Raw genomic sequence first — 24,723 nt, 5'->3', positions numbered from 1 at the left:
CTCGAAGGCTTCGTCGGCGGTGGCCAGGTCGGCTACAACTACCAGTTCACCCCGGGTTCGGGCCTCGTCGTCGGTCTCGAAGCTGACGCCCAGTACACCGACTTCGGCAACAAGAGCCGCTCCGTGACGGGCACCATCAGCCCCGCCGCCGGCGCTTTCACCAGCCCCACCTCTGTCCGCATCCCGGGCAATGAGATGAACTTCTTCGGCACGGTTCGTGGCCGCGTCGGTTACGCCTTCGACCGCGTCCTGTTCTACGGCACCGGCGGCTTCGCCTACGGCGACGGCGGCACCGGCCGCGACGACTTCCGCACCGGCTACACCGCTGGTGGTGGTATCGAGTACGCCATGCCCGTCGACTCGTTCCTGAACTTCTTCCGCTCGTCGGCCGTGACGCTGAAGGTCGAAGGTCTGTACGTGAACCTCGAGAACAAGGGTAACCCCTCGGAGCGCTCGGTGCTGAACCCGAACGGTTCGCTCGTCCTCAGCCGCTCGGTCACCGCTCGTGAGAGCGAGTTCGCCGTCGTCCGCGCCGGTCTGAACTACAAGTTCGGCTCGTACTAAGCCGATACGTCGCAACGTCGACACAGGTCTCGAAACGGAGAAGCCCGGCCTCATGGCCGGGTTTTTTCGTTTCCGAACCATGGTCCGCACCGGCCGGTGCGCACCACCGGACATAAAAAAGCCCGGCCTTCCGAGGCCGGGCTTTTTCACGATGGTCGATCGCCAGCGTTCAGGCGCTGGCCTGGATCCAGCGGGAGAGATCGCCCTTCGGTGCCGCGCCGACCTTCTGGCTGGCGAGTTCACCGCCCTTGAAGATCAGGAGGGTGGGAATCGAGCGGATGCCGTATTTGGCGGCGATACCGGGATTCTCGTCCACGTTGACCTTGGCGATCTTCACGCGACCCTGCATGTCGGCCGAGATCTCTTCGAGGGCCGGGCCGATCTGACGGCAGGGGCCGCACCATTCCGCCCAGAAATCCACGACCACGGGCTCGGCGGATTTAAGAACGTCCTGCTCGAAGCTCGCGTCGGTCACTTTTACCGTCGCCATTGCGATCCCTTTCCCATTGCACGGTCGGCGAGACGAGGCCTGCGCCGGCTTGAGAGCGAGAGTTGGCGACGTGAACCGGGACGGTCAAGGCGTAAGATGCCAAGGGCGGGACAGCCGTTCGATTCTCGCATGCATCATCCACCGCTCTTCATCCACCGCGCTTACGCGAGACCGCCCCGGCCGCCTGTCCCCCCCGCATGATTCCCGTTGCCCCTCGCCAAAGCCGTCGCTTCGCCCCATCTCCCAGCGTGACCGGTAATCCTCGCGGCGAGCGTCCCAGCACGCATGCCCATGACGAGCCGGTGCCAAACGGGCTCGGCCGCCATCCGGCGATCGAGCCCCGAAACAGGCCGAGAGCCGGTGCCCTCAACGCCGGCCATGGAGGACATCACCACGTGACGCGCATCTCTCCGACCTTGCTTGCCTCCTTCGCCGCCCTGAGCCTCGGCACCGGTGCGTTCGCCCAGGATGGCAAATCCGGAACGCCTCAACCGCGGATCGGGGGCGAGTCCTTCGCGGCGCCCCAGAACGAGGCCACGGGCGGGGAGCCCGCCGAAACGGCGCCCGCGAATACGGGCTACAAACCCCTGCTGCCTAACCAGACCCGTGCACCGAAGCCCCTCGAGGCCACCAAGGTCCAGAGCACCGTGGTCGCCAAGGGCCTCGACAGTCCCTGGGCCATGGAGTTCCTGCCGGATGGCCGCATGCTGGTCACGGAGAAGGCCGGGAAGCTGCGCATCGTCGCAAAGGACGGCACGGTCGGCCAGCCCATCGCCGGCGTGCCGAAAGTGGATGCGCGGGGCCAGGGCGGTCTCCTCGACGTGGCCCTGAGCCCGAGCTTCGTCTCCGACCGTCTGATTTATGTCAGCTACTCCGAGCCGCGCGACAAGGGGAACGGCACGACGGTCGCCCGCGCCAAGCTCATTGAGGAGAAGGACGGCGGTCGTCTCGACGAGGTGAAGGTCATCTTCCGCCAGACGCCGTCCTATGAGGGCGACAAGCATTTCGGCTCACGCCTCGTCTTCGCGCCGGACGGCAAGCTGTTCGTCACCGTCGGCGAGCGCTCGGACAAGGGACCGCGCGTCCAGGCCCAGGACCTCACCAGCGGCCTCGGCAAGGTCTTCCGCATCGACACCGACGGCAATGCGCCGAAGGACAACCCGTTCACGGGCGGCGAGAAGGCCAAACCCGAAATCTGGTCCTACGGGCACCGCAACATCCAGTCCGCCGCCCTCGATGGCCAGGGGCGCCTCTGGACCGTCGAGCACGGCCCGCGCGGCGGCGACGAGCTCAATCGCCCCCGGCCCGGATTGAATTACGGCTGGCCGGAAGTGACCTACGGCATCGAATATAGCGGCGAGAAGATCGGTGAGGGAAAGACCCAGGCGGGCGGCACGGTCCAGCCGGTCTATTACTGGGATCCGGTGATCGGCCCGTCCGGCATGGCGCTCTACACCGGCACCCTGTTCCCCGCCTGGAAGGACGCCTTCCTCGTCGGTGGACTCGTGAGCGGCGGCATCGTCGCGTTGAAGCTCGACGGCGACAAGGTGGTCACCGAGGAGCGCATCCCCCTCGATCACCGTATCCGCGACGTGAGGGTCGCCGGCGATGGCGCGGTCTATGCCGTGACGGACGGCCCGGACGGACAGATCCTCAAGCTCACGCCGTAATCGCGGTGTGAGCCGGGCGGGAGGAGAGTGAGGCGAGCGCCGACGCGATGTCGGCCTCGCCAAGATGGCGGATGACCGGACCGGACGTCCAGACCAGCATCGCTTCGACAGGGCGCCCCGGATAGATGTCCCGCAGGAGCGCCACGTAGAGGGCGATCTGCGCCGCCTCGTCTTCGGGAATGGGAGCACGGTCGGATGGCGGCCGGCTCGTCTTGAAATCCGCCACGACGATCCGTTCGGGGCGGATACTCAGGCGATCGACCCGTCCGAAGACCGGTCGCGACACGCCCCCGACGCCGACATGCCCCGAGATCGTGACCTCGGCCCTCGCGTCGCCGTCGAAGAGCACGGCGAGGGCGGGATCGTTCACGAGGTTCAGAACATCCGAAACCAGCCGGTCCTGGTCCGCCGCCGAAAGCGACGGCGCCCGCGCCTTTACGAAGGCGGAGGCCGCGCTCGCTCGCTGATGGGGATCGAGACGCGGAAGATGTTCGATGAGTGAGTGGATCAGGATGCCGCGACGGCGGGCCTGCGGGTTGGCCTGCCGCCTCGGCACCGTGCGCTGACCATCCGCGGCGCCGAGCGCTCCGGAGGGGCTGACCGGCGGCGCCGCCTCGACCTCCGACCCCGCCGATGTCCTCAACCATCCGGGGATCGACGATACGGCGTCGGCAGCGGGGAAAGACGCGGCGGCGGCGGGTCGTACAGGCCCGTCCCGCCATAGCAGCACGGGACCGTAGGCGGCCTCGAGGGATTCGCCGGGCCCGAACGCCTGTTCCAGTCCCTTCCGGACCATCTCGCACCAGGCGGTCTCGCCCTGCTCCTCGTGACCGCGATACGGCGCCACGGTGAGGCGATCGGCGGCACGGGTGAGCGCCACATAGAGGAGACGGTTGTGTTCCTCGCGGGCGCGGGCCTGATGCGCCTCGCGGGCGGCGGCGACGGCCTGCGTATCCTGGGACTTCGATCCGGCCCAGACCGGCGGCATCGCCTCGTCACGCCCCCCCGGCATGGCGAGCAGATGCGGATCGTTGCGCCCGAGGGGTTCGCAGCCGTCGATCATGACGACGACGGGGGCTTCCAGCCCCTTGGCGCCGTGAATCGTCATCACCCGGACCTCGTCGCGGCCGGATTCGAGATCGCGCTTGACGGTCAGACCATTGGCGCCCCGTCCCGGAGCGATGTCGTAGCGGGTGAGGAAGCCGTCCAGCGAGGGAGCCTCGGAGGCCTGCTCGGCCTCGGCGGCCTTCATCAGGAACACGTCGATGGCATCCCCCGCCTCGCCACCGAGGCGGGAGACCAGCCGCATCCGCCCCTCATGCGGCCCGAGCAGGCTCGCATAGAACCCGAAAGGCCCGTGCCGGGCCGCCAGGTCGGACCACAGGGTAAGGGCCTCATGCCCGCGTATCGCCGCCGGGTCGCCGGTCGCGGCATGGCGGGCCAGGGCGTCCTCCAGGGTCTCGCTCTCCTCGCGCCGGGCGGCGATGCGGACGAGGTCGTCGTCGTCGAGCCCGACGAGAGGCGTCTTCAGGGCGCCGGCCAGGGTGAGATCGTCGGCGGGCAGCAGGCCGGCGCGGCCGATGGAGACGAGGTCGTTCACCGCGATATGGGCGGTGATGTCCAGGCGGTCCTGGCCCGCCACGGGGACGCCGCAGACCTTCAGGGCACGGATCACCTCCTCGAAGGCGGCGGAGCGCTTGCGCACCAGGATGAGCACGTCGCCGGGACGCCACACGCGCCCGCCTTCGTCACCGGTGGTGGTCCAGGTTTTCACCGCCCGCGCCACGCGCCGCGCCGTGACGATGGAGGGCGCGTTGGCCTCCGGTGCGTCCACCGGGGCCGCCCAGGCGTCGGGCTCCTCCTCCTGCGCCGGAACCTCGATGGGCCAGATCTCGACCACGCCCGGCGCGTCCCGCCGGGCCGTCTCGTGCGTCGTGCCGACGGCCGCGTCGTCGAAGGACAGGCCCTGGTAATGCTCGGGGACGGCGAAGGTGGCGTCCACCGCGCGCAGGATGCCCTTCGTCGAGCGGAACGACACGTTCAGCGTCACGTCCTCGAAGGCGAGGCCCGCCTGCTTCGAGGCCGCGCGCCATTCGCGATGCACGGTCGCGAACTCGCGCGGCTCGGCCCCCTGGAAACTGTAGATCGACTGCTTCGGGTCACCCACGGCGAAGCGCGTGCGCAGCCCCTCGCGAGCGCCCTCGCCGCTGGCGAAATCGGCCGTGATGCGGCGCAGGATGTCCCATTGGCGCGGGTTGGTGTCCTGCGCCTCGTCCACGAGGACGTGATCGATGCCGCGGTCGAGCTTGTACAGGACCCAGGCGGCGTCCACCCGCGAGAGCAGATCGAGGGCCTTGTGGATCAGGTCGTCGAAATCGAGGGCGCCGAGGCGCGCCTTCTGACGCTCGACCCGCCGGTGGATCTCGGCGACGAGGACGAACAGGGCCTGCGTCCGCTCCAGGGCCTTGGCCGCGCGCAAGGTATCGAACAGGGGATCGAGCCGGTCGCGTTCGGCGAGGAGCGCCTCCTTCACCTCCGCCGGGACGTCTTTCGTGCCGAGACTCCTGTCCGCCTTCGGGGTGCCCTTCTCGGTGAAGAACACCGACCGGTAGAGGTCGAGCCGGGCGGCAGCCTCACGGGTCGCCTCCGCCGCGACCAGCCTATCGGCGAGCCCCTCGTCTGTGGATTTTCCCGTGCGCAGGCGCTGGGCGAGGCCGCTCCAATCGTCGAGCCCCCCGGTGAGGATGCGGTCGAGGACCGTATCGGCCGTCTCGCCGGCCGAGAGGCCGAGGGAGCGAGACAGGGCGGCGATGGGACCGGAGAGACCGTCCGTCCCGTCGAACGTCGCCTGCGCCCGCATGGCCGCGCGCAGGATCGCGCGGAGCGTATCGCCCGTGGCCTCCGGGCCGACCCGGTCCCAGGCGGAGCGCAGATCGGGGTTCCGGCCGGTCATCGCCAGGGCGAGAACCCGGTCGGTCTCGGCCGCGAACAGGTCGGCGGCCTGGTTCTCGTCGAGCACCTGGAAGCGGGCGGGCACGTTGGCCTCGAACGGGAACATGTGAAGGAGCCGCTCGCAGAGGGCGTGCAGGGTCTCGATCTTGAGGCCGCCCGGTGTCTCCACGGCACGGGCGAACAGGCGCCGTGCCGCCTTCAGGGTCCGGCGTGCCGGAGCCTCGCCGGTCAGTTCGGTGAGTTCGGCGGTGAGCGCGGCATCGTCCAGGGTGACCCAGCGACCCAGGGTCCGGAACACCCGGATCGACATGTTGGCGGCGGCCGCCTTGGTGAAGGTAAGGCAGAGGATGCGGGCGGGCGGCGCCCCGTTCAGCAGCAGGCGCACCACCCGGTCGGTGAGGACCTTCGTCTTTCCCGCCCCCGCATTGGCGGAGACCCAGGCCGAGGCCAGGGGATCGGCGGCGCGGCGCTGGCTCGCCTTGGTGAGATCGTCGACGACGAAGGGCAACCTGTCTGCTCCGGGCTTGGCTCCCTCTCTCCATAGAGAAGGATGATCGCCCCGCCAAAGCACCCTATGTTCGGCTGGACGATTCTTTCAGGACACCCCCTTCATGCACAGCCACAGCAGCGAGACCTGGCAGCACCGCCACGATTTCCTCGGACACGCGCATGAGCGCAACGAGCGCCGGACCGTCCTCGTCGTCGGGCTGACCCTGGCGATGATGGTCGCCGAGATCGTCGGCGGGACGGTCTTCGGGTCGATGGCCCTCACCGCCGACGGATGGCACATGTCCACCCATGCGGCCGCCCTCGGCATCGCGGCCCTGGCCTATCGCTTCGCCCGCCTGCATGCCGACGACCCGCGCTTCGCCTTCGGCACCGCCAAGCTCGGCGATCTCGCGGCCTTCGCCAGCGCCATCATCCTCGCCATGATCGCGCTCGCCATCGGCTATGAAAGCGTGCTGCGCCTCAACAGCCCCCAGGCCATCGCCTTCGGCGAAGCCCTGCCGATCGCGATCCTCGGCCTCCTCGTGAACCTCGCCAGCGCCTGGCTGCTCCACGGCGACGGGCACGACCACGCCCATCACGAGGGGCACGGCCATCAGGAGGGGCACGGCCATGGCGACCATGGGGACACCAACTTGCGGGCGGCCTATGTCCACGTCCTGGCCGATGCGCTGACATCGGTGCTGGCCATCGCGGCCCTGCTGGCGGGTCGCTATCTCGGCATCTCCTGGCTCGATCCGGCCATGGGACTGGTGGGCGCGGCGGTCATCGTCGCCTGGTCCTGGTCCCTGATCCGCTCCGCCGGCGCGACGCTGCTCGATGCGGTGCCGGATCGGGGGCTCGCTCACTCCGTGCGGACGCGGCTGGAAACGAACGGCGACACGATCACCGATCTCCACCTCTGGCGCCTCGGCCCCGGCCATACCGGCCTGATCGTCTCCCTCGTCTCCGACCACCCGCAGGAACCGGCGACGTACAAGGCGAAGCTGGCCGATCTGGACGGGCTCTCGCACATCACCGTGGAGGCGAATCTCTGCCCGAACCATGGGACGGAACGGATGCCCGGGTGAGGCGCACTCTCCGCGATCCACGGAGTTCATCGGGTTCGTCGGGCAACATGCCCGGCATCCGGCAGTAAACGGAAGGGCGTTGAGAGTACCGGCGGCATCCGCTCGGCGCTGGGCGTCCGTTGTAGCGCGCCATTTGCCATGGCCTCGATCAGGCAGTGGATTGGTGCGGCGATGTCGAAGGCTTGCCTTCCCCCCGCCGCCGAATCGCAAGAGACGTGTCATGTCCAATTAAGCGGATCACGGTTTCATGGACTTGACTGTCATCTATATAATTTTACTCGACAAAAACTATCTATTCTGATATTTTTCTTAGTAAATCAAGTTTTTTAATATATATATTTATAAAAAGGATGTTTAACTTACGATGTAGTCGTATAGACGAGTATTTTAAATATTTTTTAAACTATTGCTGCCAGTCTAGGCTTGTTTAATCGCAATATGATTCGTTGCAGAGGGGCTGGACGTGGCGTTTTTTAGATTTACCTATGAGGGTGATTATAAATCGGACAACTCGGACTTCATATTCAGCTCCCAGATGGCCGCCGGCGTCCGTGCAATCGATTTCGGCCCCGGCACGGCCATCGCCGGATATGAAGGCTTCGGTAATTCTCTAGTCTATGCCTTCTCTGGGCCGGGATTGGACACCGTCTTTGGTGAAGTTGGATATACCACGCCCCGAATCGGCATTTTCGGCGACACCAGCGACTTCGCCTATACGGCGAGGATCACCGGGGGCGATTATGGGGATGTGATTCTCACGGGGGCGGGCAATGACGTCCTGAACGGTGGTGGCGGCAACGATACGCTGGAGGGGGGCCTCGGCTCGAACAACATCGATGGAGGCACCGGGAAGAATACCCTGAGTTATGAGCATTTCCAGGAGTACGAAGCCGACAGCGAGGGTAATTTTTACGGTGTCATCGTAAACATGGCCAGCAACATCGGCACGGATCACTCAAATAGAATCCTTTCTGAAACTTTTTCCAATATCTCGAATATCCGTGGTAGCGATTACACCGATACTATAATTGGAGACACCAAGAACAACGTCATCGAAGGCGGCGGCTTTGGCGACGTCCTGTCTGGGGGGGATGGCCGCGACACGCTGAGCTATCAACATTCCTTCGACGCCGTAACGATCGATCTCTCGACGAACACCGCTTCCAATGGCGATGCCTCGGGAGATAACATTCAGTTGTTCGAAAATTTGCTCGGCAGCGCCTGGAGCGACATTCTCGTCGGAGATACCGGGGACAATGTCATCGAAGGGGGCGCCAGCAGCGACTCCATGTTCGGAGGCGCCGGCAACGACACGTTGAGCTATCAGCAATCCAGCGCGGGTGTAACGGTCGATCTCCTGTTTGACGTCGGCTTCGGCGGCGATGCGGAGGGCGATACTTATAGTTCGTTCGAGAATCTGATCGGCAGTACGTCCGAAGATGTCCTCAGTGGAACCGACGACGCTAACACGCTGAACGGCAATGGCGGTCCTGACGAATTGTTCGGTCGGCGTGGCGACGACCGGCTCGTCATCAGCGCCTCGCCATCGAAGGTGGATGGAGGGGCGGACACGGACCTTCTGTTCGTCAATGCCGGCAGCCCCGTCGAACTGAGCACCACCACGTTCCAGAACATCGAAAAGGTCTATGTGCGCGACGGCGCGGTGCTCGACATGTCGAGCGTCGAGGCGGGCACGAAGATTTTTTCGCAGAGCGTTGCCGAGAGTGACACGTCGGTCATCGGTGTCTTGATCGTCGGCACATCGGGCGCTGACCGCATCCAGGGCGGGAAGGGCAACGACGTTATGATGGGCGGGAAGGGCGGGGACTCCCTCTTCGCCGGCGCGGGCGCGGACACGTTCGTGTTCACCGACGGCGACGGTCGCGACGTCATCCGCACGTTCGACCGGACCATGGACAAGCTGGACGTCAGCAGCCTCGCCGCCAGCATGGATGACATGACCTTCAGGTCATACCGGGGCGGAACCGGCATCGTGATCACGTTCGAGGGTGACTCCGCCCCTTCGGACAAGATCATCCTGCTCGACGTCGCGTACCAATCACTGACCGAGGGCAACTTCCTGTTCTAGAAACGGCGCCTGCATCGAGCAGGACATCAGGCAATTGCCGGCCCATGGACCGAACCGGATCGCGCAGCCGGACCGGTTCATGGGCTTTGTCGTGAGACGGCTCGCGGAACGGGCGCCCGCCCGTTCCAAACAACCTTCACCCCTCGCCCTCCCCCGCCAGCGACCATTCCAGCACGCGGGCGAGGTGGTCGTAGTCGCCGTAGGACTTGGCGAATTTCGGGTACGGACGGGAGACGTAGGCCGCGTCGCCGGCCATGAAGCGGGCGACGAGGCCGCGGAAGCGTCGCTCGTGCTCCTCGACGATGGCGTCCAGGGTCCGCGGGTCGCCGCGCGGCGGCTTGACCGGGAGGGGGGTGAACGGGTTCCGCCCGCCGGTGGCGTGGACATAGAGCAGGTCCGGCGTTTCCTCGCTGCGCGGAACGCCCTCGAAGGCGCCCGCCTTCAGCATCGCCGCCTCCAGGGTGAGCTGGGGCGAGAAGCCGGCGAAGACCTCCTTGTTGCTGGGCGGCTGGCCGGTCTTGAAATCGACGATGCAGGCGGTCCCGTCGCGGCGCTGCTCGATCCGGTCGGCCCGCCCGCGCAGGGTGAAGACCTCCTTGCCCATGGGCAGGGCCCACCTTCCCGACATCTCCGGCCGCACCCGCGTGAGGGCGGGACGACGCTCGGCCTCCCAGTCCAGGTATTCGGCGGCGATCCGGCCGTAGCGCGGCCACCACTCGGCATAGAGTTCGGGAAAGGTGTCGGCGATATCGGCGAATTCCGCCTGCGCCAGGGCGTTCAGGCGTTCGGCGGCGTCCTCGGGCAATATCTCGGGATGGGCCTCGGCGAAGTCGCCGAGGATCGCGTGGATCAGCGTCCCCCGCTCGCTGGCACCGGGCCGCCCGGCGACGGGCTCCAGCGGATCGAGCCCGAGCACGTGGCGGGCGAAGATGACGTAGGGATCGCGCACCAGGGTCTCGACCTCGGTGACGCTCAAGGTCCGGGGAAAAAGGGCCGGGTCGGGCTTCGGCTTCGGCTGGGTCAGGCGCGCCGGCACCGGGCCGGCGCCTCGGTCGAGGGCGGCGACGTAGCCGAGGAAGCGCCGCCCCCTCTCGCGGGCGCGCTCCCAGCAGGCCTCGCCGGCAAAGGCCTGGAGCCGCTGGAGAAAGCGCGAGGGCACCGTCGGTGCGCCTTCGCGCTTGGCGGAGCGGGTGATGACGGCATCGTGGCAGCCGAGCGCCTGGACGAAATCATGGGCGGTCTGCCCGATCCGCCGCTCGGGGGGATTGAGGCCGATGCGTTCGCGCATGGGGCGGTTGAGGAAGGCGTCGGTCACCGTCTTCATCGGCCACACGCCCTCGTCGAGGCCGCCGAGCACGATGCGGTCGGCATCGAGCAACCGGGCTTCGAGGAGGCCGAGGATCCGCAGGCGGGGATGGGGGCGTATCCCGCCGCAGGTCACCACCCGCTCGCGGGCGAGCGCCGTGAAGAAGGCCGGGTAATCGAGGGGCATTCCCGGCAACAGGCCCGGTTCCGACGTGGACAGGTCGTCGAACAGGGTGTCGAGGACACAGATCGCGTTGTCCTCCGGCGGCTCGTCCCCCTCGGCGGGCGCGATCAGCCGGTCGAAGACCGCGGCGTGGCTGCGCCCCAGGGCGACGAGATCGACCCTGCCGCCCTCCTCCGACCGGAGGAACCCGTCGAAAGCCTGTTCCAGGCGGTCGACGATCCGGGCCGCCAGATCCCAGTCGATGTCGGCGAGGCGGCGCTGGGCGCGGGGGATGCGTCCCTTCGCCGTCCGCCGGTCGGCGAGCACCCGGCGCAATCCGTCGAATCCGGGAGCCGGCGCCGGCCCGCGCAAGGCCCCGATCTCGAGGGCCGCCGCACCGCGCCGGACCTCGTCGCGCGTCATGCCGAGGCGAACCAGCGGATGGGCGAGGAGGGCGATCACCCGATGCGGCTGCAGGTCCGCCGCCATCTCGGCCGCCATGCGCGCCAGACGCCCGGCCGGACTGACGGAGAGCGCCTCCCCGGCGGAATCCTCGGCGACGATCCCCCAGCGCGCGAGTTCGGCCGCCACCCGTCTGGCGAGGCTCCGGTCGGGGGTGACGAGGGCGGCGGTGGCGCCGGGCGTCTCGAGGGTCTCGCGCAGGGCGATGGCGGCGGCCAGGGCCTCCTCCCGCTCGTCGGCGGCTTCGATCACCGCGATGCCCGCCATTCCGGTATCGGCAGTGTCGCGGCGCGCCTCGGGCGACAGCTCCGACCAGGCATCGGTGGTCTCGGCCGGGCGCAGAGCCTGCGACAGCAGCGCCGACCGTGCCCGGTCCCGAGGCGTCGGCTCCCCCAGGGCCGTGATCGCTTCGCGACCGAGGGCGAGGCAGCCGGGGCCGAGAAGGCGATGCAGGATGGCCTGGGGATGGCCGTGGGCGATCTCGCGATCCGCCCCCTCCCCCGTCTCGATGGCGTCCCAACCGGCCTCGTCGAGATCGGTATCGAGGCCCGGCAGCACCACCGCCCCCCTCGGCAGGGTGGCGACGGCCGCGATCAGCTTTGCGGTCGCGGGCACCGACCCGGTGGAACCGGCGATGATGACCGGGTCGCCGGGCTTGTCACGCATCAGCCGCGTCGCCTCCGCGAGGATGAGCGTGCGCGAGCGCGCCACCGGATCGCTCAAGGCGCGGTCGTGGAGGATCTTGGGCCAGTTCTCGGCGGCGATGCGCACGAAATCGAGGGTGAGGCCGAAATAATGCGAGTACTCGGCCTCCACCGCGCTGGCGATCTCGGTCCAGGCCACGCCCTCCACGGTGAGGGCGTCCATCAGCTTCTCGAGATCGGAGGCGAGATAGACGGCGTCCGCCGGCGAGGAGGGAACGAGGAAGGGCACGTCGTCGCCCATGGGGAGGAGCTTGCGGTCGACGGTCTCGGCCCAGGCCTGGACGAGGCGGGCGAGGATCAGCCGGCGCTCCAGGGGCGGCATCGCCGGGGCGAGCTGGTCGGAGCCGTTCTCGATGAGCGGATTGGCGGCGACGTCGAGCTCGGCCTCGTCCGCCTCGCCCAGCGGGATCAGGCGCGGCAGGAGCGCGCTGCCGAGCCGCTCGGCCAGGATCGCGGACAGGGCCCGCGTCGCGCGCCGCGTCGGGAGATAGAGGGTGACGCTGGCCAGGGCGAAGGGATCACCGGCGACGTCCCCGACGAGGCGGCCGGTGATCAGCGCGTCGGCGAGGGTCGGCAGGAACGAGGCGCCGGGGGGGATCGTGAAGACGCGGGACTCCGTCATGTCGTCGTTCCGATCCTGACGTTCACTGCACCTGCGCGCTCGCCTTCACACGCGCCTCGGCGGCCTCGATCGCCTCCGGGGTGCCGACATGAAGCCATTGGCCGTCGAGGCGCAGGCCGAACAGGCGTTCCCGCTCGATGGCGCGGTCGAACAGCAGGTTGAGCGAGAACGCCCCCTCCGGCGTGCCGGCGAAGAGTTCGGGCTTGAGGATGGCGACACCGGCATAGATGAAGGGCGCCACCTCGCGCTCGCCGCGACGCTGGAGCGCGCCACCGGCATTCATGACGAAATCCCCCTTGCCCTCGTAGCCGAGACTCGTCGCCGTGGGCGCGACGAGGAGCAGAATGTCCATCCGCTCCGGCTCCCAGGTCTCGATGAGCCGGCCGAGATTGGGCTGAGGCCCTTCGAGCCAGAACGAATCCGAGTTGAGGACGACGAAGGGGTCCGTGCCCAGAAGCGGCAGGGCCTTCTTCACGCCGCCTCCGGTCTCGAGGAGGGCGTCGCGCTCGTCGGAGATCCGGATCGCCGGCGCCGTCCTGCGACGGGCCAGATGACCTTCGAGCAGGTCGGCGAGGTAATGGACGTTGACCACCGCCTCCCCGATCCCGGCTTCCGCCGCCCTGTCGAGGGCATGGTCGAGCAGGGCGCGGCCGGCCACTTCCACAAGGGGTTTGGGCACGGTCGCCGTGATCGGCCGCATGCGTTTGCCGAGGCCCGCCGCGAGGACGAAGGCGCGTTGGATGGCGGATACGGGGCTGTCGGACATTCCGTCGGCGTCTCGGGGGCGAGGGCTATGGCATCGGGTGCGGCGGCATCGTGGGGAACTCGCTCCTCGGGTCAAGCCCGAAAGCGCGGCCCCGCAGGGCAATCGCTCGACGCGCTTGCCCTGGCTTTCTCGCTGGCCTCGGTCGCCGGCGCCCGCCTCCGCGGGCTCAGGCCTCGCCCTCCTCCGCCGCCTCCTTGGCCACGAGATGGGGCAGATGCTCTTCGTGCCACAGGCGAATGCGGGTGAGCGCCGGATGGGCGAGGTTGCGGGCGAGATAGCCCTCGATCCGGGGCAGATGCGCGAGATAGGCCGGCTTGCCGTCCCGCTTGTCGAGCCGGGCGAAGATGCCGAGGATCTTGGTGGCGCGCTGCGCGGCCATCACCGCATAGGCCCGCGCGAAGCCCTGCATGTCGAAATCCGGCTCGCGACTGCGGCGTTCACGCACGTAGAGGCCGAGCAGGCGCAGTTCGAATTCGGCCGTGGCGTCGACCCGGGCATCCTGCAGCAGGGAGGCGAGATCGTAGGCGGGGTGGCCGAGCACCGCGTCCTGGAAGTCGATGACGCCGATGCGCTCCAGCCCTTCGCGGTCGGGCATCCAGATCAGGTTCGGCGAATGATAGTCGCGCAGGGTCCAGGTCGGACGTTCCGGCTCGACGCCGCGCAGCACCTCGGCCCAGAGCGCCACGAATTCGGAGCGGGCGGGTGCGGGCAGGGAGGTCCCGAGCACCGACGGGCAGTACCAGTCCGGCAGGAGCTCGGTCTCGAACAGCAGCGCTTCGAGATCGTAGGGCGGCAGGACGTGGTCGACCCCATCGGCGACGGGGAGAACCCCGGGGAGTTCGGTGGCATGGAGCTTGGCCAGGAGGCGCACCGCCTCGGCATAGCGCTCGGGGCGCGGGCCATTGGCATCCACCACCGGTTCCGAGCCGAGATCCTCGATGATGAGCAGGCCCTCGTCGAGATCCTCGCCGTAGATGCGGGGTGCCGAGAAGCCGAGGGCGCGAAGGCCACGGTCGACGCCGACGAAGGCATGAACGCTCTCGGCCAGCTTGACGATGGCGCTGTAGGGCTTGCCGTTGCGCACCGGCGGCCCGTCCGGCCGCGCCGGGGAGATCATCAGCACGGCCCTGGTCCCATCGGGTTTCACCAGACGCTCGTAGGCGCGCGAGGACGCATCGCCCTGCATGAGGATGCGCTCCGCCTCGTCCCAACCGCTGCGGTCGAGCAGGGCCCGCAGGGCGCGGGCGCGCTGCATGCGGGCGCGCATGCCGCCCTGGCCGTCGATGCGGGCAAAGCGCGAGCCCTCACCGAATTCCGGCCGCAGCGACAGGTCCACGGACAGGATCGGCCCGTCGCGCGAGCCGAGGCGCTCGGGCCATTCCACCAGGGTGATCGCGGTCTCGGTCATCTCGTCGAAGCCGAGTTCCACCAATTCGTCTGGCCCGCGCAAACGGTACAGGTCGGCATGGACGATCTGCCGGCCGTTCTTGCCCTCATAGGGCTGGATCAGGGTGAAGGTCGGGCTCGGGACTTCGAGCTCAGGTTCGCCCGTGAGTTCGCGGATCAGCGCCCGCGCAAGGGTGGTCTTACCGCCGCCGAGTCCGCCGGACAGGGCGACGATGTCGCCCGGCAGCAGGAACTCCGCGAGAAAGCGGCCGAGATCCTCCGTGGCGCCCTCGTCGGGAAGGACGAAGGCCCAGGCGGCTTTGGTCTCGCGCCGGGGCTCGCCCGAACCGTCCTCACTCACCGCCTCATCCTCCGTCCGCGCCATTTGCACTGCGACCTCGAAGCCCGGCCACGGAATGGCCGAGACGTGAGGCGCGCCGCCGATCTAACGCAAGCACCCTTAATCAAAATCGCCAACCACTCTAAGGGGTGCCGCATGTGCGGGCCAGCGGCGCAACCGGGCCGACATCGTTTTCACCGGGGATGGATCGGGGGCGATGAGGTCGCGGGGCGAAGTCGGAGTGATGCCAACGGTGGAATGGGTCTGACGTCCGGGGAAAGCTCCGCGGCGGACATTTCGTCGCCGTGGCCTCGATGCCCGTCGGTCGAAGGCGTCATTCCGCCGCCGCGCGTTTCGGCTCCGCGACGTTCACGGGAAACGTGCAGGTCACGCGGGTGCCGCTCCCCGGCTTCGATGCGAGTTCCACCCGGCCGCCATGGAGCTCCACGAACGAGCGCACGATGGAGAGGCCGAGGCCGACGCCGCGATGGCGGGTTCCGAGGGTACGGCTCTCGAAACGGTCGAACACCCGCGCGGCGACGTCCTCCGGCATGCCGCGGCCCTCGTCGCGCACGGTCAGAGTGAGCTCCGTCTCCGTCCGGTGGGCCGTGACGCGAACCACCTGACCGGGTGACGAGAAGCCCACGGCGTTGGAGAGGAGGTTGAACAGGATCTGCCGCACGCGCTTTCCGTCGGCGACGAAACTGCCGATGTCGGCGGGCATGTCGAGATCGAGGCCGATGGCGGATTCGGCCAGACGGTCCTCCAGGCCGCGGGCGGCCGCCTCCACCGTCGCCCGGACGTCGATGACCTCGCGCGCGAGTTCGAGGGAACCGGCATCGATCGATGCGAGATCGAGAATGTCGTTGATCATCACGAGGAGCGCCCCCGAGGAGCGCATGATGTGATCGGAATATTCGCGCTGGCGCTCGTTGAGCGCGCCCACGGTCTCGTCGCCGAGAAGCTGGGTGAAGCCGATGATGTTGGTCAGCGGCGAGCGCAGTTCGTAGGAGACGTGGTGGACGAAGGTGTCGCGCAGCTGCGAAGCCCGTTCCAGGGCGTCGTTCTTGTCGGTCAGCGCCCGCTCCACGTTCACGCTGGCGGTGACGTCGATGAGGGTGAGCAGCGTCGCCCCCTCCGGCAGGGGCTGTGCGGCGCAATCGAGCACCGTGCCGTCCATGATCTCCAGACGACAGGTGAGTCCCGCCCGGCTCTCGAGGCCGGTGATGGCACCACGGATATCGAGCCAGGGCTCCTCGTCCGGCGACAACTTGCGGCAGACATCGATCACCGCATCGACGCGCGGACGCTCGCCGAGGGTCTCCTGCTCCAGGCGCCACAAAGTCGAGAAGGCGCGATTGGCGAAAGTCAGGCGGCCATCGGCGCCGAACACCGCCACCGGTTCCTTGAGCGTGTCCAGGGTCTCGGCCTGCACCCGCATCAGGGCATTGTAGCGGGATTCGAGCTTCACGTTCTCGGAGACGTCGTCGAACAGGTAGGTCAGGCCGCCCTGGGGATTGGGATCGGCGACCACACGCAGCGAGCGCCCATCGGGCGGATGCCACCAGGTCTCGCTGGCCTCCACGGCGCGGTAGGCGGCGAGCACGTCGGATTTCCACGCCTTGAAATCGGCCTGTTCGGGAAGCTTCCGGGCGGCGCGCAGATGATCGAGGATCTCGCCGTCCAGGGGGCCGGAATCGAGGAAGGCCTGATCGAGGCTCCAGAGCTGGCGATAGGCGGCATTGTGGAAGATCAGCCGCTGGCGCGCGTCGAACATCGCCACGGCGGTGGGAAGCTGGTCGAGGGTGCGGACGTTGGCGTCCATCTGGCGCTGCAGGTCGGCGCGGACGCTCTCGAGTTCCGAGACGTCCACGGCGATGCCCACGCGGCCCGAATCGATGACGGCCTCGGTGACGTCGAGGATGCGCCGGCCGCCGGCCACCACCGCCGACAGGCGCTTTGCCGCCCTGCCCCCGGATGCCGTCCGGTCGCCATCGCTGCGGGCGATGAGGTCCCGCGCCTGACGGTCCAGGAGTTCGATCCCGCCGGCGATGGCCGTCTCGCGGCTTCCGGCTTCGACGGCGGCGACATAGGCCGTATTGACCCAGGCCAGGCTGCCATCGCGGTTCCGGCGCCAGACCGGCTGGGGAATCGCGTCGAGGAGGCTCGCGAGGGCGGACAAGCCGCGCTTGGTCTCGTCGAGGGTCTCGCGCAATTCGGCGAGTTCGCGATGTTCCTCGGTGGTCTCGCGCAGGCGCAGCAGCGCCCGGCCGGCCAGGGGCTGCCCGTGCGCGTCGATGATCCGCCCCGATTGCGCCCGCACCGTCATCCGGAACCCGGCGCCGCGTTCGCGCAGCGCATCGAGGGAGGCTTCGATCGCGCCCGCATCCGCCGGCACAAGCCAGGTTCCGAAAGCGAGGATGAGCCCGGCCGGGCCGGGTTTCACGCGGTTGCCGTCGAAGGCGAGGGTGAGGTCGCCTTCGATGATGGCTTCGCCGCGCCCCGACCACGTGACGATGACCTGCCGTTCGGAGCTGAGCAGCATCTCGGCCCGGTCCTCGGAGCCGCGCAGGGTATCCAGGTCGGCGATGAGGGCGCGCTCGCGACGCGTCCACCGCCCGCGCTCGCGCAAATGCAGCAGGGACAGGATCGTCGCGAAAACCGTGAGACCGATGAGGATCGCGAGGCCGGTGGCGTTGTGCATGTGCAGCGGCAGCCCGAAGCCCCACGATGATTGCTCGCCGGCATAGCCGGAGCCGAGCGTCGACGCACTCGGCACGGGCGCAGTCGCTCCATCGGCGGAGGCCGCCGCGGCCTGTCTCATCATCGCGATGCCCGTCGCGAAACCGACCGCGACAGAGACGACGGCAGCGGCGACACGCCCGTACAGGCGTGCCGTTTCATCGACCCTCATGACACGTACCGCCCCTACGAATCGTCGCTGAGGCGCAACTGCGCCCTACCCGCGACACGCCTCGAAAGGCGGCTGCGAGGTTACCTCCACATGAGGAATCACCCCACACTAGCGCGAGCCGGAATCCTGCCGGAAGAGGGTTAAGCTTAAGTTCACCATGTTGCCGACCGGTTGCCCGGACATCGGCGCAGAAAGGACACACTCGCGGCACCGCCGCGGCGCGGCGAGTGTGACGAAAAAGGCCCGGCGAGACGCCGGGCCTTTCTCATTCCGTCTTCGCGGGCCGGCGAAAGTCGCCTCCCGCCCGTCCGATCAGTAGCGGTAATGGTCCGGCTTGAAGGGGCCGTTCTCGGAGACGCCGATATAGGCGGCCTGATCGGGACGGAGCTTCGAGAGCTTCACGCCGATCTTCTCGAGATGGAGCATCGCCACCTTCTCGTCGAGGGCCTTGGGCAGGGTGTAGACCTGACGCTCGTACTTGCCCGGGTTGGTCCAGAGCTCGATCTGGGCGAGCGTCTGGTTGGTGAACGAGGCCGACATCACGAAGGACGGATGGCCCGTGGCGTTGCCGAGGTTCACCAGGCGTCCCTCCGAGAGGAGGATGATGCGGTGGCCGTCGGGGAAGGTGATCTCGTCCACCTGCGGCTTGATGTTCGACCACTGCATGTTCTTCAGGCCGGCGACCTGAATCTCGTTGTCGAAATGGCCGATGTTGCAGACGATCGCCCGGTCCTTCATCGCCCGCATGTGGTCGAGGGTGATGATGTCCTTGTTGCCCGTGGCGGTGACGAAGATGTCGGCGCGGGGCGCTGCATCTTCCATCGTCACGACCTCGTAGCCTTCCATGGCGGCCTGGAGGGCGCAGATCGGATCGACCTCGGAGACCAGCACGCGGCAGCCGGCGTGGCGCAGCGACGAGGCCGAGCCCTTGCCGACATCGCCGAAGCCGGCGACCATGGCGACCTTCCCGGCCATCATCACGTCGGTGCCGCGGCGGATGCCGTCCACCAGGGACTCGCGGCAGCCGTAGAGGTTGTCGAACTTCGACTTGGTGACGGCGTCGTTCACGTTGATCGCCGGGAAGAGCAGCTTGCCCTCCTTGGCGAGATTGTAGAGGCGGTGCACGCCCGTGGTGGTCTCTTCCGAGACGCCCTTGATCGAATCCGCGAGGCCGGCGAACCAGCCCTTCGGCTTCTCGGCGAGCTTCTTCTTCAGGAGGGCAAAGAAGATCTCCTCCTCTTCCGACTCGGGCTTGTCGAGGAAGGCGGTGTCGCCGTTCTCGGCGCGGAGACCCAGATGGACGAACATCGTGGCGTCGCCGCCATCGTCGAGGATCATGTTCGGCATCGAGCCGTCATGCCAGTCGAACAGCTTGGAGGTGTAGTCCCAGTACTCGGTGAGCGTCTCGCCCTTGATGGCGAAGACCGGGATGCCGGCGGCCGCGATGGCGGCGGCGGCGTGGTCCTGCGTCGAGTAGATGTTGCACGAGACCCAGCGGATGTCGGCGCCCAGCGCCTTCAGGGTCTCGATCAGCACGGCCGTCTGGATCGTCATGTGCAGCGAGCCGGCGATCTTCGCGCCCTTCAGGGGCTGCGACGGACCAAATTCCTCGCGGGTGGCCATCAGGCCCGGCATCTCGGTCTCGGCGATCGAAATTTCCTTGCGGCCGTAATCGGCCAGACCGATGTCCTTGACGATGTAATCCTGGGCCATGGGGTCGCTTCTCCGTCTCTCGCTTGGTTGTGGCGAGGCCTATAGCAGGCGAACCGGCGCGAAGCAATCAAGACATAAAGATGTCTTTATACGTGTTCCAGGCTGCACCGGTTTGGGATTGGGTTCGCGGGACAGGAAGGAAAGAGCGGATGGGACACTTCACCGACGAGATGCGCGCACGCCTGCCGGCCGGCTTCACGCTGCCGCCGGAGATCGCCTCCCTGTTCGACTGGATCGAGGAGCGGGGCCTTCTGCACGAAAGCCAACGCGTGCCCGGCGACAGGTTCGGGACGCTTCAGCCGCTGGAACCGCCCTACCGGGGCGCGGTCGTTCTGTTCCGGGTCGAGCGGGAGGACGAGGCCCGCTCCTACGCCGAGGGCTGGTTCGGAAACCCGGACACTGCCGCGCGCCTGATCCCCTTCGCCCGGACGGGTGCGGACGGCTCCTACGCGGCCTTCTGGCTCGATGACGAAGGATGTCAGCGCATCGTCCATCTCGGATCCGAAGGCGACGGCCTATGCGTGCTCGGGCAGACGCCCCTCGATTTCCTCCGGCTTCTGGCCATTGGGCACAACGAGTTGGGGATCGGGCTCGCGCATCCCGACGCGGAACCGGAGGACGAACCGGATTACGAGATGGAGGTGGACAACCCGCCCTTCCGGGATTGGCTGACGACGACCTACGGCGTGACGATCCCCAGAACGGTCTCGGAGATCGTACCGGCGCCGCCGGACAGTTTCGCCAAGGCGAGCGACGACCCGTTCTGGCAATGGGTTCGCCGGCTGCAGGACATCAGGGACGGGGCCGTTCCACCCGGTCCCTGACCCGCCCCCAAAGTCATTTCCGATGACCTGCCCGGCATCCGGCCGCCCGGCGAGACCGTCCTCGGTGCGCTCAAGCGGTCGATGAGCCTCAGCCCTCGTCCCGCAACTGCCGCCGGATGATCTTGCCCGAGGTCGTCATCGGCAGGGACTCGCGAAACGCGATCTCGCGCGGATATTCGTGCGCGGAGAGGCGCGAACGGACGAAGGCCTTGATCTCGTCGGCCAGGGCGTCGCACGCGGCGACCCCTTCCCGCAGGACCACGAAGGCCTTGACGATCTCGGTGCGGAGCGGGTCCGGCTTGCCCACCGCCGCCGCGGAGGCGACCGCCGGATGGCGCAGGAGGCAATCCTCGATCTCCACCGGCCCGATACGGTAGGCGGCCGAGGTGATGAGGTCGTCCTCGCGGCCTATGAAATGAACGTAGCCGTCGGCATCCCGCCGGGCGGTGTCCCCGGTGAGCATCCACTCCCCGCGAAACTTCGCGGCGGTCGCCTCCGGCTGGTTCCAATAGCCGAGGAACATCACCGGGTCGGGCCGGGACACGCAGATCTCACCAGGTTCGTCGATGGCCGTCTCGCTGCCGTCGACGCGCTGGATCATCACCCGGTGGCCGGGCACCGGCCGGCCGGTGGAGCCGGCGCGCGCGATCCCCGCCGCCTTGCAGGAGGCGAGGACGAGGTTGCACTCGGTCTGGCCGTAGGCCTCCCCGATGGTGAGGCCGAGTTCGCCGCGGACCCATTCGAAGGTTTCGGGCCCCAGGGCCTCGCCGGCCGAGGCGATGTTGCGCAGGCGTGAGAGGTCGAACCGCCCGCGCGGGTCGGGCACGCCGCGCAGCATCCGGAGGGCGGTGGGTGGCAGGAAGGTCGTGGTGATGCCGAGTTCGGCGATGAGCGCCAGGGCCGTCTCCGGCGCGAACCGCGCGGTGGCCCGCGCCACCACCGGCACGCCGTGATGCAGGCTCGGCAAGACCGCGTTGAGGAGCCCGCCCGCCCAGGCCCAGTCGGACGGCGTCCACATCAGGTCGCCGGATTTGGGGGGGAAGTCGTGCATCATGGCAAAGCCCGGCAGATGGCCGAGGAGCACGCGATGGGCGTGGAGCGCCCCCTTGGCGAGGCCGGTGGTGCCTGACGTGTAGATCATCAGGGCCGGATCGTCCGCCCGGCTGTCGATGGCCGTGAAGCCGGCCTGGGCCGAGCCGATCAGGTCGGCATAGGCGTGCACGCCCTCGGCGGCACCGTCGAGGCAGACGAGATGGGCGAGGGCCGGCAGGGCGTGGCGAATGCCCTCGATCTTCGCCAGTCCCGCCGCATCGGTGATGAGCGCGACGGCGCCGGAATCCGACAGGCGGTATTCCAGCGCCTCCGGGCCGAACAGGCCCGCCAGCGGCAGGGCGATGGCGCCGAGCTTGTAGGCGGCGGCATGGGCAACCACGACGGCGGCCGATTGGGGCAGAAGCACCCCGACGCGGTCGCCCGGGCGCAGGCCGAGCCCGACGAGGGCGTGAGCGAGGCGGTTCGACGCCTCGCTCAGGTCTCCGAAGGACGTCGTCGTCACCGCCCCCGAGGACGAGACGTCGTGGATCGCGGCGCGATCCGGCTCGATCCCGGCCCAGCGGTCGCAGACATCGACGCCGATGTTGAACCGCTCGGGGATGTCCCAGGCGAAGCCCGACACCAGGGCATCGTAATCGGAGGCCGGTTTCAGCACGACGGAGACCTCACTCCCCGGCGGTTCGGAAGCCGCCGGCGAAGACGAAATCCGTGATCGGACGACGTCCGGTCGGACTCTCCTTCGCGGTCTGCTCCTCCGTGAGATCGGCGGCCTTGGTCATGCGGCCGACGCCATAGGCGGCCTCGACCCGGTAGGTCTCCGGTACGTTGAGGGCCGTGATCGTGCGCTCCCGGTCGAAGCCGGTCATCCCGTGCGCGTGCCAGCCCTGGCGAATGGCCTGGAGCTGGAAATTCGCCGAGGCCGCGCCGGCATCGAGGGAATGGCTCCAGGACGGCTTCAGCTCGTCGCCGACCTTCATCTGCGTGTTCGAGACCAGGATGACGATGGCGCCGGTGTCCTTCACCCATTTCTGGTTGCCGGGCACGATCAGGTCGAAGAACACCTGCCAGTCGGGCGTGTCGCGCAGGGCGTAGAGGAAGCGCCAGGGCTGCGAATTATACGCCGACGGCGCCCATCGCGCCGCCTCGAACATGCGCAGCAACTCGGCTTCCGGCACGGCCTCGCCTGTAAAGGCGCGCGGCGAGCGGCGTTCGATGAAGAGCGGATCGATCTCGTGGTCGGGCTGACGAGGCGGCAAGGCAATCTCCAGGGGTGACGAATCCGCATGGCACATTCGGGCCGGCGAAGCGTTCAACGGGAGATGCACGAGGTTGGGTGCAAAGCGCAAATCTTCCCGGCGCAACCGACCCGAAGGCGGACTGAATTCTATTTACGGTTGTAGGAAATCGGTTCATTTTGATCGATCGTTTTCAGAAAAATTCAGCGTCATTATGTATATTCGTCCACGCTGGGGTCATGCTTGACCCGGCGATGGGACGAAACAGCGATTTCGCTGTTTAGGATCGTGCGGTCCAAGGCTTGGGCCAGGGTGATTTCGGGGCGAATGGCGGTGAGCCGTGGACGCATCGCGTGACTGAACAATCGATTTGCCGATTGAATATTGACGTGAAACCAGCGCTTGATGCCTCGAGCGTCTGCGAAGACGTGCGCATGCTCGACGCCATCGACCGGCAGTTGCACACGCAGAGCTTGAAGCTCGCCTTCGACTCCGATCTCGAAGCGCGTTTCGAGGATGACACGCGCGCAAAGCGCATCCGCGACATTCGTCGTACGATCATCCTCGGCATGGTGGTCTTCCACATCTACAACATCGCCGGTTTCGTGACGACGCCGGACCTGGCCCTCCTCAATGTCGGGTTGCGCGTCTTTGCGATGACTCCGCTCGCTCTGCTCATCATCTGGGCGGTGGGGCGGGTCAGCGGGCCGGTTCGGGAGGCCATCGGCGGAATCGGCATGCTCGCCGCCAGCGGCATCCCCATCCTGATCTTCTGGATGGGAACGGGTCCCCTGGTCTCGTTGACCACGGCAACGATCTGGCTCAGCGTCCTCTTCGCCAACATCACCCTGCCCCTGCGGTTCTTCTGGGCCTGCTTCCTGTCGGGCATCACGGCCGTGGCCGTGGTGGCGGGGCTGTGCCTCAAGCCGGAAATCGTTCCGTCCGTGGGGGGCGTCCTCGGTCTCGACATGATGACCGGCATCCTCTTCAGCCTCGTCGCCACCTACAGGATCGAAGCCGCGAACCGCCGGGACTATCTCGTCAACCTGCGCGAGACCCTGCGCGCCAAGCGGCTGGCCGAGGACAACACCACCCTCGCCCACCTCTCCACCACCGATTCCCTCACCGGCATCGCCAATCGCCGGGCTTTCGCCCGCGAGCTCTCGGAGTTCTGGGAGGCCAGCCTGGCCGGCCGGCATTTCGCCGTGATGTTGATCGACGTCGACCACTTCAAGCTCTTCAACGATCATTACGGCCACGGCGCCGGCGACACCTGCCTGCGTGAGGTCGCCACACTCCTGGCGAAGACGGCCGCGGGCTCGGGGGCGTTCGTGTGCCGTTATGGCGGAGAGGAATTCGCCGTCCTCATGCACACCAGAGACCCCGACGAAGCCTTTGGATTCGCGGAACGGTTCCGACGCAGCGTCGCCGAGAAGGGCCTCCTGCACGGAAACAGGAGCGACGATCTCGGCTTCGTCAGCGTCAGTATCGGGGTGGCGACGAGCTGCGGCGTCGCGGTCACGGCCGGGGGACTGGTCGAGGCGGCCGACATGGCTCTCTACGAGGCGAAGGGCACGGGCCGGAACCGGACCTGTCGCAACGGCAAGGCCGGCAACGGTGATGGAAGCCCCATACGACGCGTGGGCGCCGCCCATTGGAGCGTCAACCAGAAACCACCCATCGCCAAGGCGGGATGAACCCCACGCCCCGCGTCATGGTCTCGACCATGGAGGTCACGCGATGAAGGCAGTATCGGCGCCGCTCTTCGCGATCCGCAACGAACCCGGCCCGCGCAAGACGGAAATCTCGGTTCGGATGGTGCTTGGAACACCGGACGCGACCGTCCCTGTACCCGGTGTCTGATCCACTCGTCCGGTCCGGACCTTAGCCCGCG

At 67.6% G+C, this 24,723-nt stretch carries 15 protein-coding genes; 6 read left to right on the top strand and 9 right to left on the bottom strand.

All coding sequences use genetic code 11. The features are described from left to right. The coding region (locus ASF34_RS22980) for an outer membrane protein (protein WP_056159966.1) at nt 1-564 on the top strand (564 nt) is incomplete at its 5' end. Nucleotides 565-733: 169 nt separating this feature from the next. Here the strand turns inward: ASF34_RS22980 and trxA are convergent. Continuing rightward, a complete protein-coding gene (gene trxA / locus ASF34_RS06715; protein WP_018042110.1) occupies nt 734-1,054 on the bottom strand; it encodes a thioredoxin in 321 nt (106 codons plus the stop codon). 395 nt (nt 1,055-1,449) lie between these two features. Between trxA and ASF34_RS06705 the strand changes: the two genes are divergently transcribed. Beyond that, nucleotides 1,450-2,724, top strand: a complete 1,275-nt coding sequence (locus tag ASF34_RS06705; RefSeq protein WP_056159961.1) for a PQQ-dependent sugar dehydrogenase — start codon at nt 1,450-1,452, stop codon at nt 2,722-2,724. Here the strand turns inward: ASF34_RS06705 and addA are convergent. Continuing rightward, entirely contained in the window at nt 2,714-6,184 is a 3,471-nt protein-coding gene (gene addA, locus ASF34_RS06700) for a double-strand break repair helicase AddA (protein ID WP_056159957.1), read from the bottom strand. The genes ASF34_RS06705 and addA overlap by 11 nt on opposite strands. Nucleotides 6,185-6,287: 103 nt before the next feature. On the opposite strand from addA, the gene dmeF reads away from it, so the two are divergent. Further along, nucleotides 6,288-7,253, top strand: a complete 966-nt coding sequence (dmeF, locus tag ASF34_RS06695) for a CDF family Co(II)/Ni(II) efflux transporter DmeF (RefSeq protein WP_056159953.1) — start codon at nt 6,288-6,290, stop codon at nt 7,251-7,253. 535 nt (nt 7,254-7,788) lie between these two features. Beyond that, on the top strand, nt 7,789-9,342 hold the full coding sequence (locus tag ASF34_RS06690; RefSeq protein ID WP_056159951.1) for a calcium-binding protein: 1,554 nt from the start codon (nt 7,789-7,791) through the stop codon (nt 9,340-9,342). Nucleotides 9,343-9,478: 136 nt separating this feature from the next. On the opposite strand, the gene addB is transcribed toward ASF34_RS06690, so the two are convergent. The 5 genes from addB to ahcY form a co-directional block, all read right to left on the bottom strand. Beyond that, nucleotides 9,479-12,598 (bottom strand): double-strand break repair protein AddB, encoded by a 3,120-nt coding sequence (gene addB / locus ASF34_RS06685; RefSeq protein WP_056159947.1) that lies wholly within the window; start codon nt 12,596-12,598, stop codon nt 9,479-9,481. A gap of 22 nt (nt 12,599-12,620) precedes the next feature. Then, nucleotides 12,621-13,364, bottom strand: coding sequence for a nucleotidyltransferase family protein (locus ASF34_RS06680; RefSeq protein ID WP_056159944.1), 744 nt, complete (start codon nt 13,362-13,364; stop codon nt 12,621-12,623). Nucleotides 13,365-13,530: 166 nt separating this feature from the next. Then, complete coding sequence (tsaE, locus tag ASF34_RS06675) at nt 13,531-15,135, bottom strand: tRNA (adenosine(37)-N6)-threonylcarbamoyltransferase complex ATPase subunit type 1 TsaE (RefSeq protein WP_156465650.1); 1,605 nt, start codon at nt 15,133-15,135, stop codon at nt 13,531-13,533. Between the two features lie 289 nt (nt 15,136-15,424). Continuing rightward, nucleotides 15,425-18,004, bottom strand: a complete 2,580-nt coding sequence (locus tag ASF34_RS06670; RefSeq protein WP_056159942.1) for a sensor histidine kinase — start codon at nt 18,002-18,004, stop codon at nt 15,425-15,427. Between the two features lie 312 nt (nt 18,005-18,316). Continuing rightward, nucleotides 18,317-19,717, bottom strand: coding sequence for an adenosylhomocysteinase (gene ahcY, locus ASF34_RS06665; protein WP_056159939.1), 1,401 nt, complete (start codon nt 19,715-19,717; stop codon nt 18,317-18,319). Between the two features lie 149 nt (nt 19,718-19,866). Here ahcY and ASF34_RS06660 point away from each other — a divergent pair, with 149 nt between their 5' ends. Beyond that, a complete protein-coding gene (locus ASF34_RS06660) occupies nt 19,867-20,541 on the top strand; it encodes a hypothetical protein (RefSeq protein ID WP_056159937.1) in 675 nt (224 codons plus the stop codon). 88 nt (nt 20,542-20,629) lie between these two features. On the opposite strand, the gene ASF34_RS06655 is transcribed toward ASF34_RS06660, so the two are convergent. Continuing rightward, nucleotides 20,630-22,249 carry an AMP-binding protein gene (locus ASF34_RS06655; RefSeq protein ID WP_056159934.1) on the bottom strand — a complete coding sequence of 540 codons (1,620 nt, stop codon included), beginning with the start codon at nt 22,247-22,249 and terminating at the stop codon, nt 20,630-20,632. Between the two features lie 10 nt (nt 22,250-22,259). Further along, a complete protein-coding gene (locus ASF34_RS06650) occupies nt 22,260-22,886 on the bottom strand; it encodes a nitroreductase family protein (RefSeq protein ID WP_018042097.1) in 627 nt (208 codons plus the stop codon). Nucleotides 22,887-23,218: 332 nt separating this feature from the next. Here ASF34_RS06650 and ASF34_RS06645 point away from each other — a divergent pair, with 332 nt between their 5' ends. Continuing rightward, the gene (locus ASF34_RS06645; protein WP_018042096.1) at nt 23,219-24,526 is read left to right on the top strand and encodes a GGDEF domain-containing protein; all 1,308 of its coding nucleotides are present in this window, start codon (nt 23,219-23,221) and stop codon (nt 24,524-24,526) included. Nucleotides 24,527-24,723: the final 197 nt, after the last annotated feature.

Origin of the sequence: Methylobacterium sp. Leaf106, assembly GCF_001422895.1 — a bacterium.
Lineage (GTDB): Bacteria > Pseudomonadota > Alphaproteobacteria > Rhizobiales > Beijerinckiaceae > Methylobacterium > Methylobacterium bullatum.
This window is presented reverse-complemented; position numbering and strand designations above follow the sequence as displayed.

Excerpts from the sequence above, each read along its gene's own strand:
- trxA (WP_018042110.1), bottom strand. The coding sequence starts at position 1,054 with ATGGCGACGGTAAAAGTGACCGACGCGAGCTTCGAGCAGGACGTTCTT.
- dmeF (WP_056159953.1), top strand. The coding sequence starts at position 6,288 with ATGCACAGCCACAGCAGCGAGACCTGGCAGCACCGCCACGATTTCCTC.
- ASF34_RS06690 (WP_056159951.1), top strand. The coding sequence starts at position 7,789 with ATGGCCGCCGGCGTCCGTGCAATCGATTTCGGCCCCGGCACGGCCATC.
- addB (WP_056159947.1), bottom strand. The coding sequence starts at position 12,598 with ATGACGGAGTCCCGCGTCTTCACGATCCCCCCCGGCGCCTCGTTCCTG.
- ASF34_RS06680 (WP_056159944.1), bottom strand. The coding sequence starts at position 13,364 with ATGTCCGACAGCCCCGTATCCGCCATCCAACGCGCCTTCGTCCTCGCG.
- tsaE (WP_156465650.1), bottom strand. The coding sequence starts at position 15,135 with ATGGCGCGGACGGAGGATGAGGCGGTGAGTGAGGACGGTTCGGGCGAG.
- ASF34_RS06670 (WP_056159942.1), bottom strand. The coding sequence starts at position 18,004 with ATGAGGGTCGATGAAACGGCACGCCTGTACGGGCGTGTCGCCGCTGCC.
- ahcY (WP_056159939.1), bottom strand. The coding sequence starts at position 19,717 with ATGGCCCAGGATTACATCGTCAAGGACATCGGTCTGGCCGATTACGGC.
- ASF34_RS06660 (WP_056159937.1), top strand. The coding sequence starts at position 19,867 with ATGGGACACTTCACCGACGAGATGCGCGCACGCCTGCCGGCCGGCTTC.
- ASF34_RS06650 (WP_018042097.1), bottom strand. The coding sequence starts at position 22,886 with ATGTGCCATGCGGATTCGTCACCCCTGGAGATTGCCTTGCCGCCTCGT.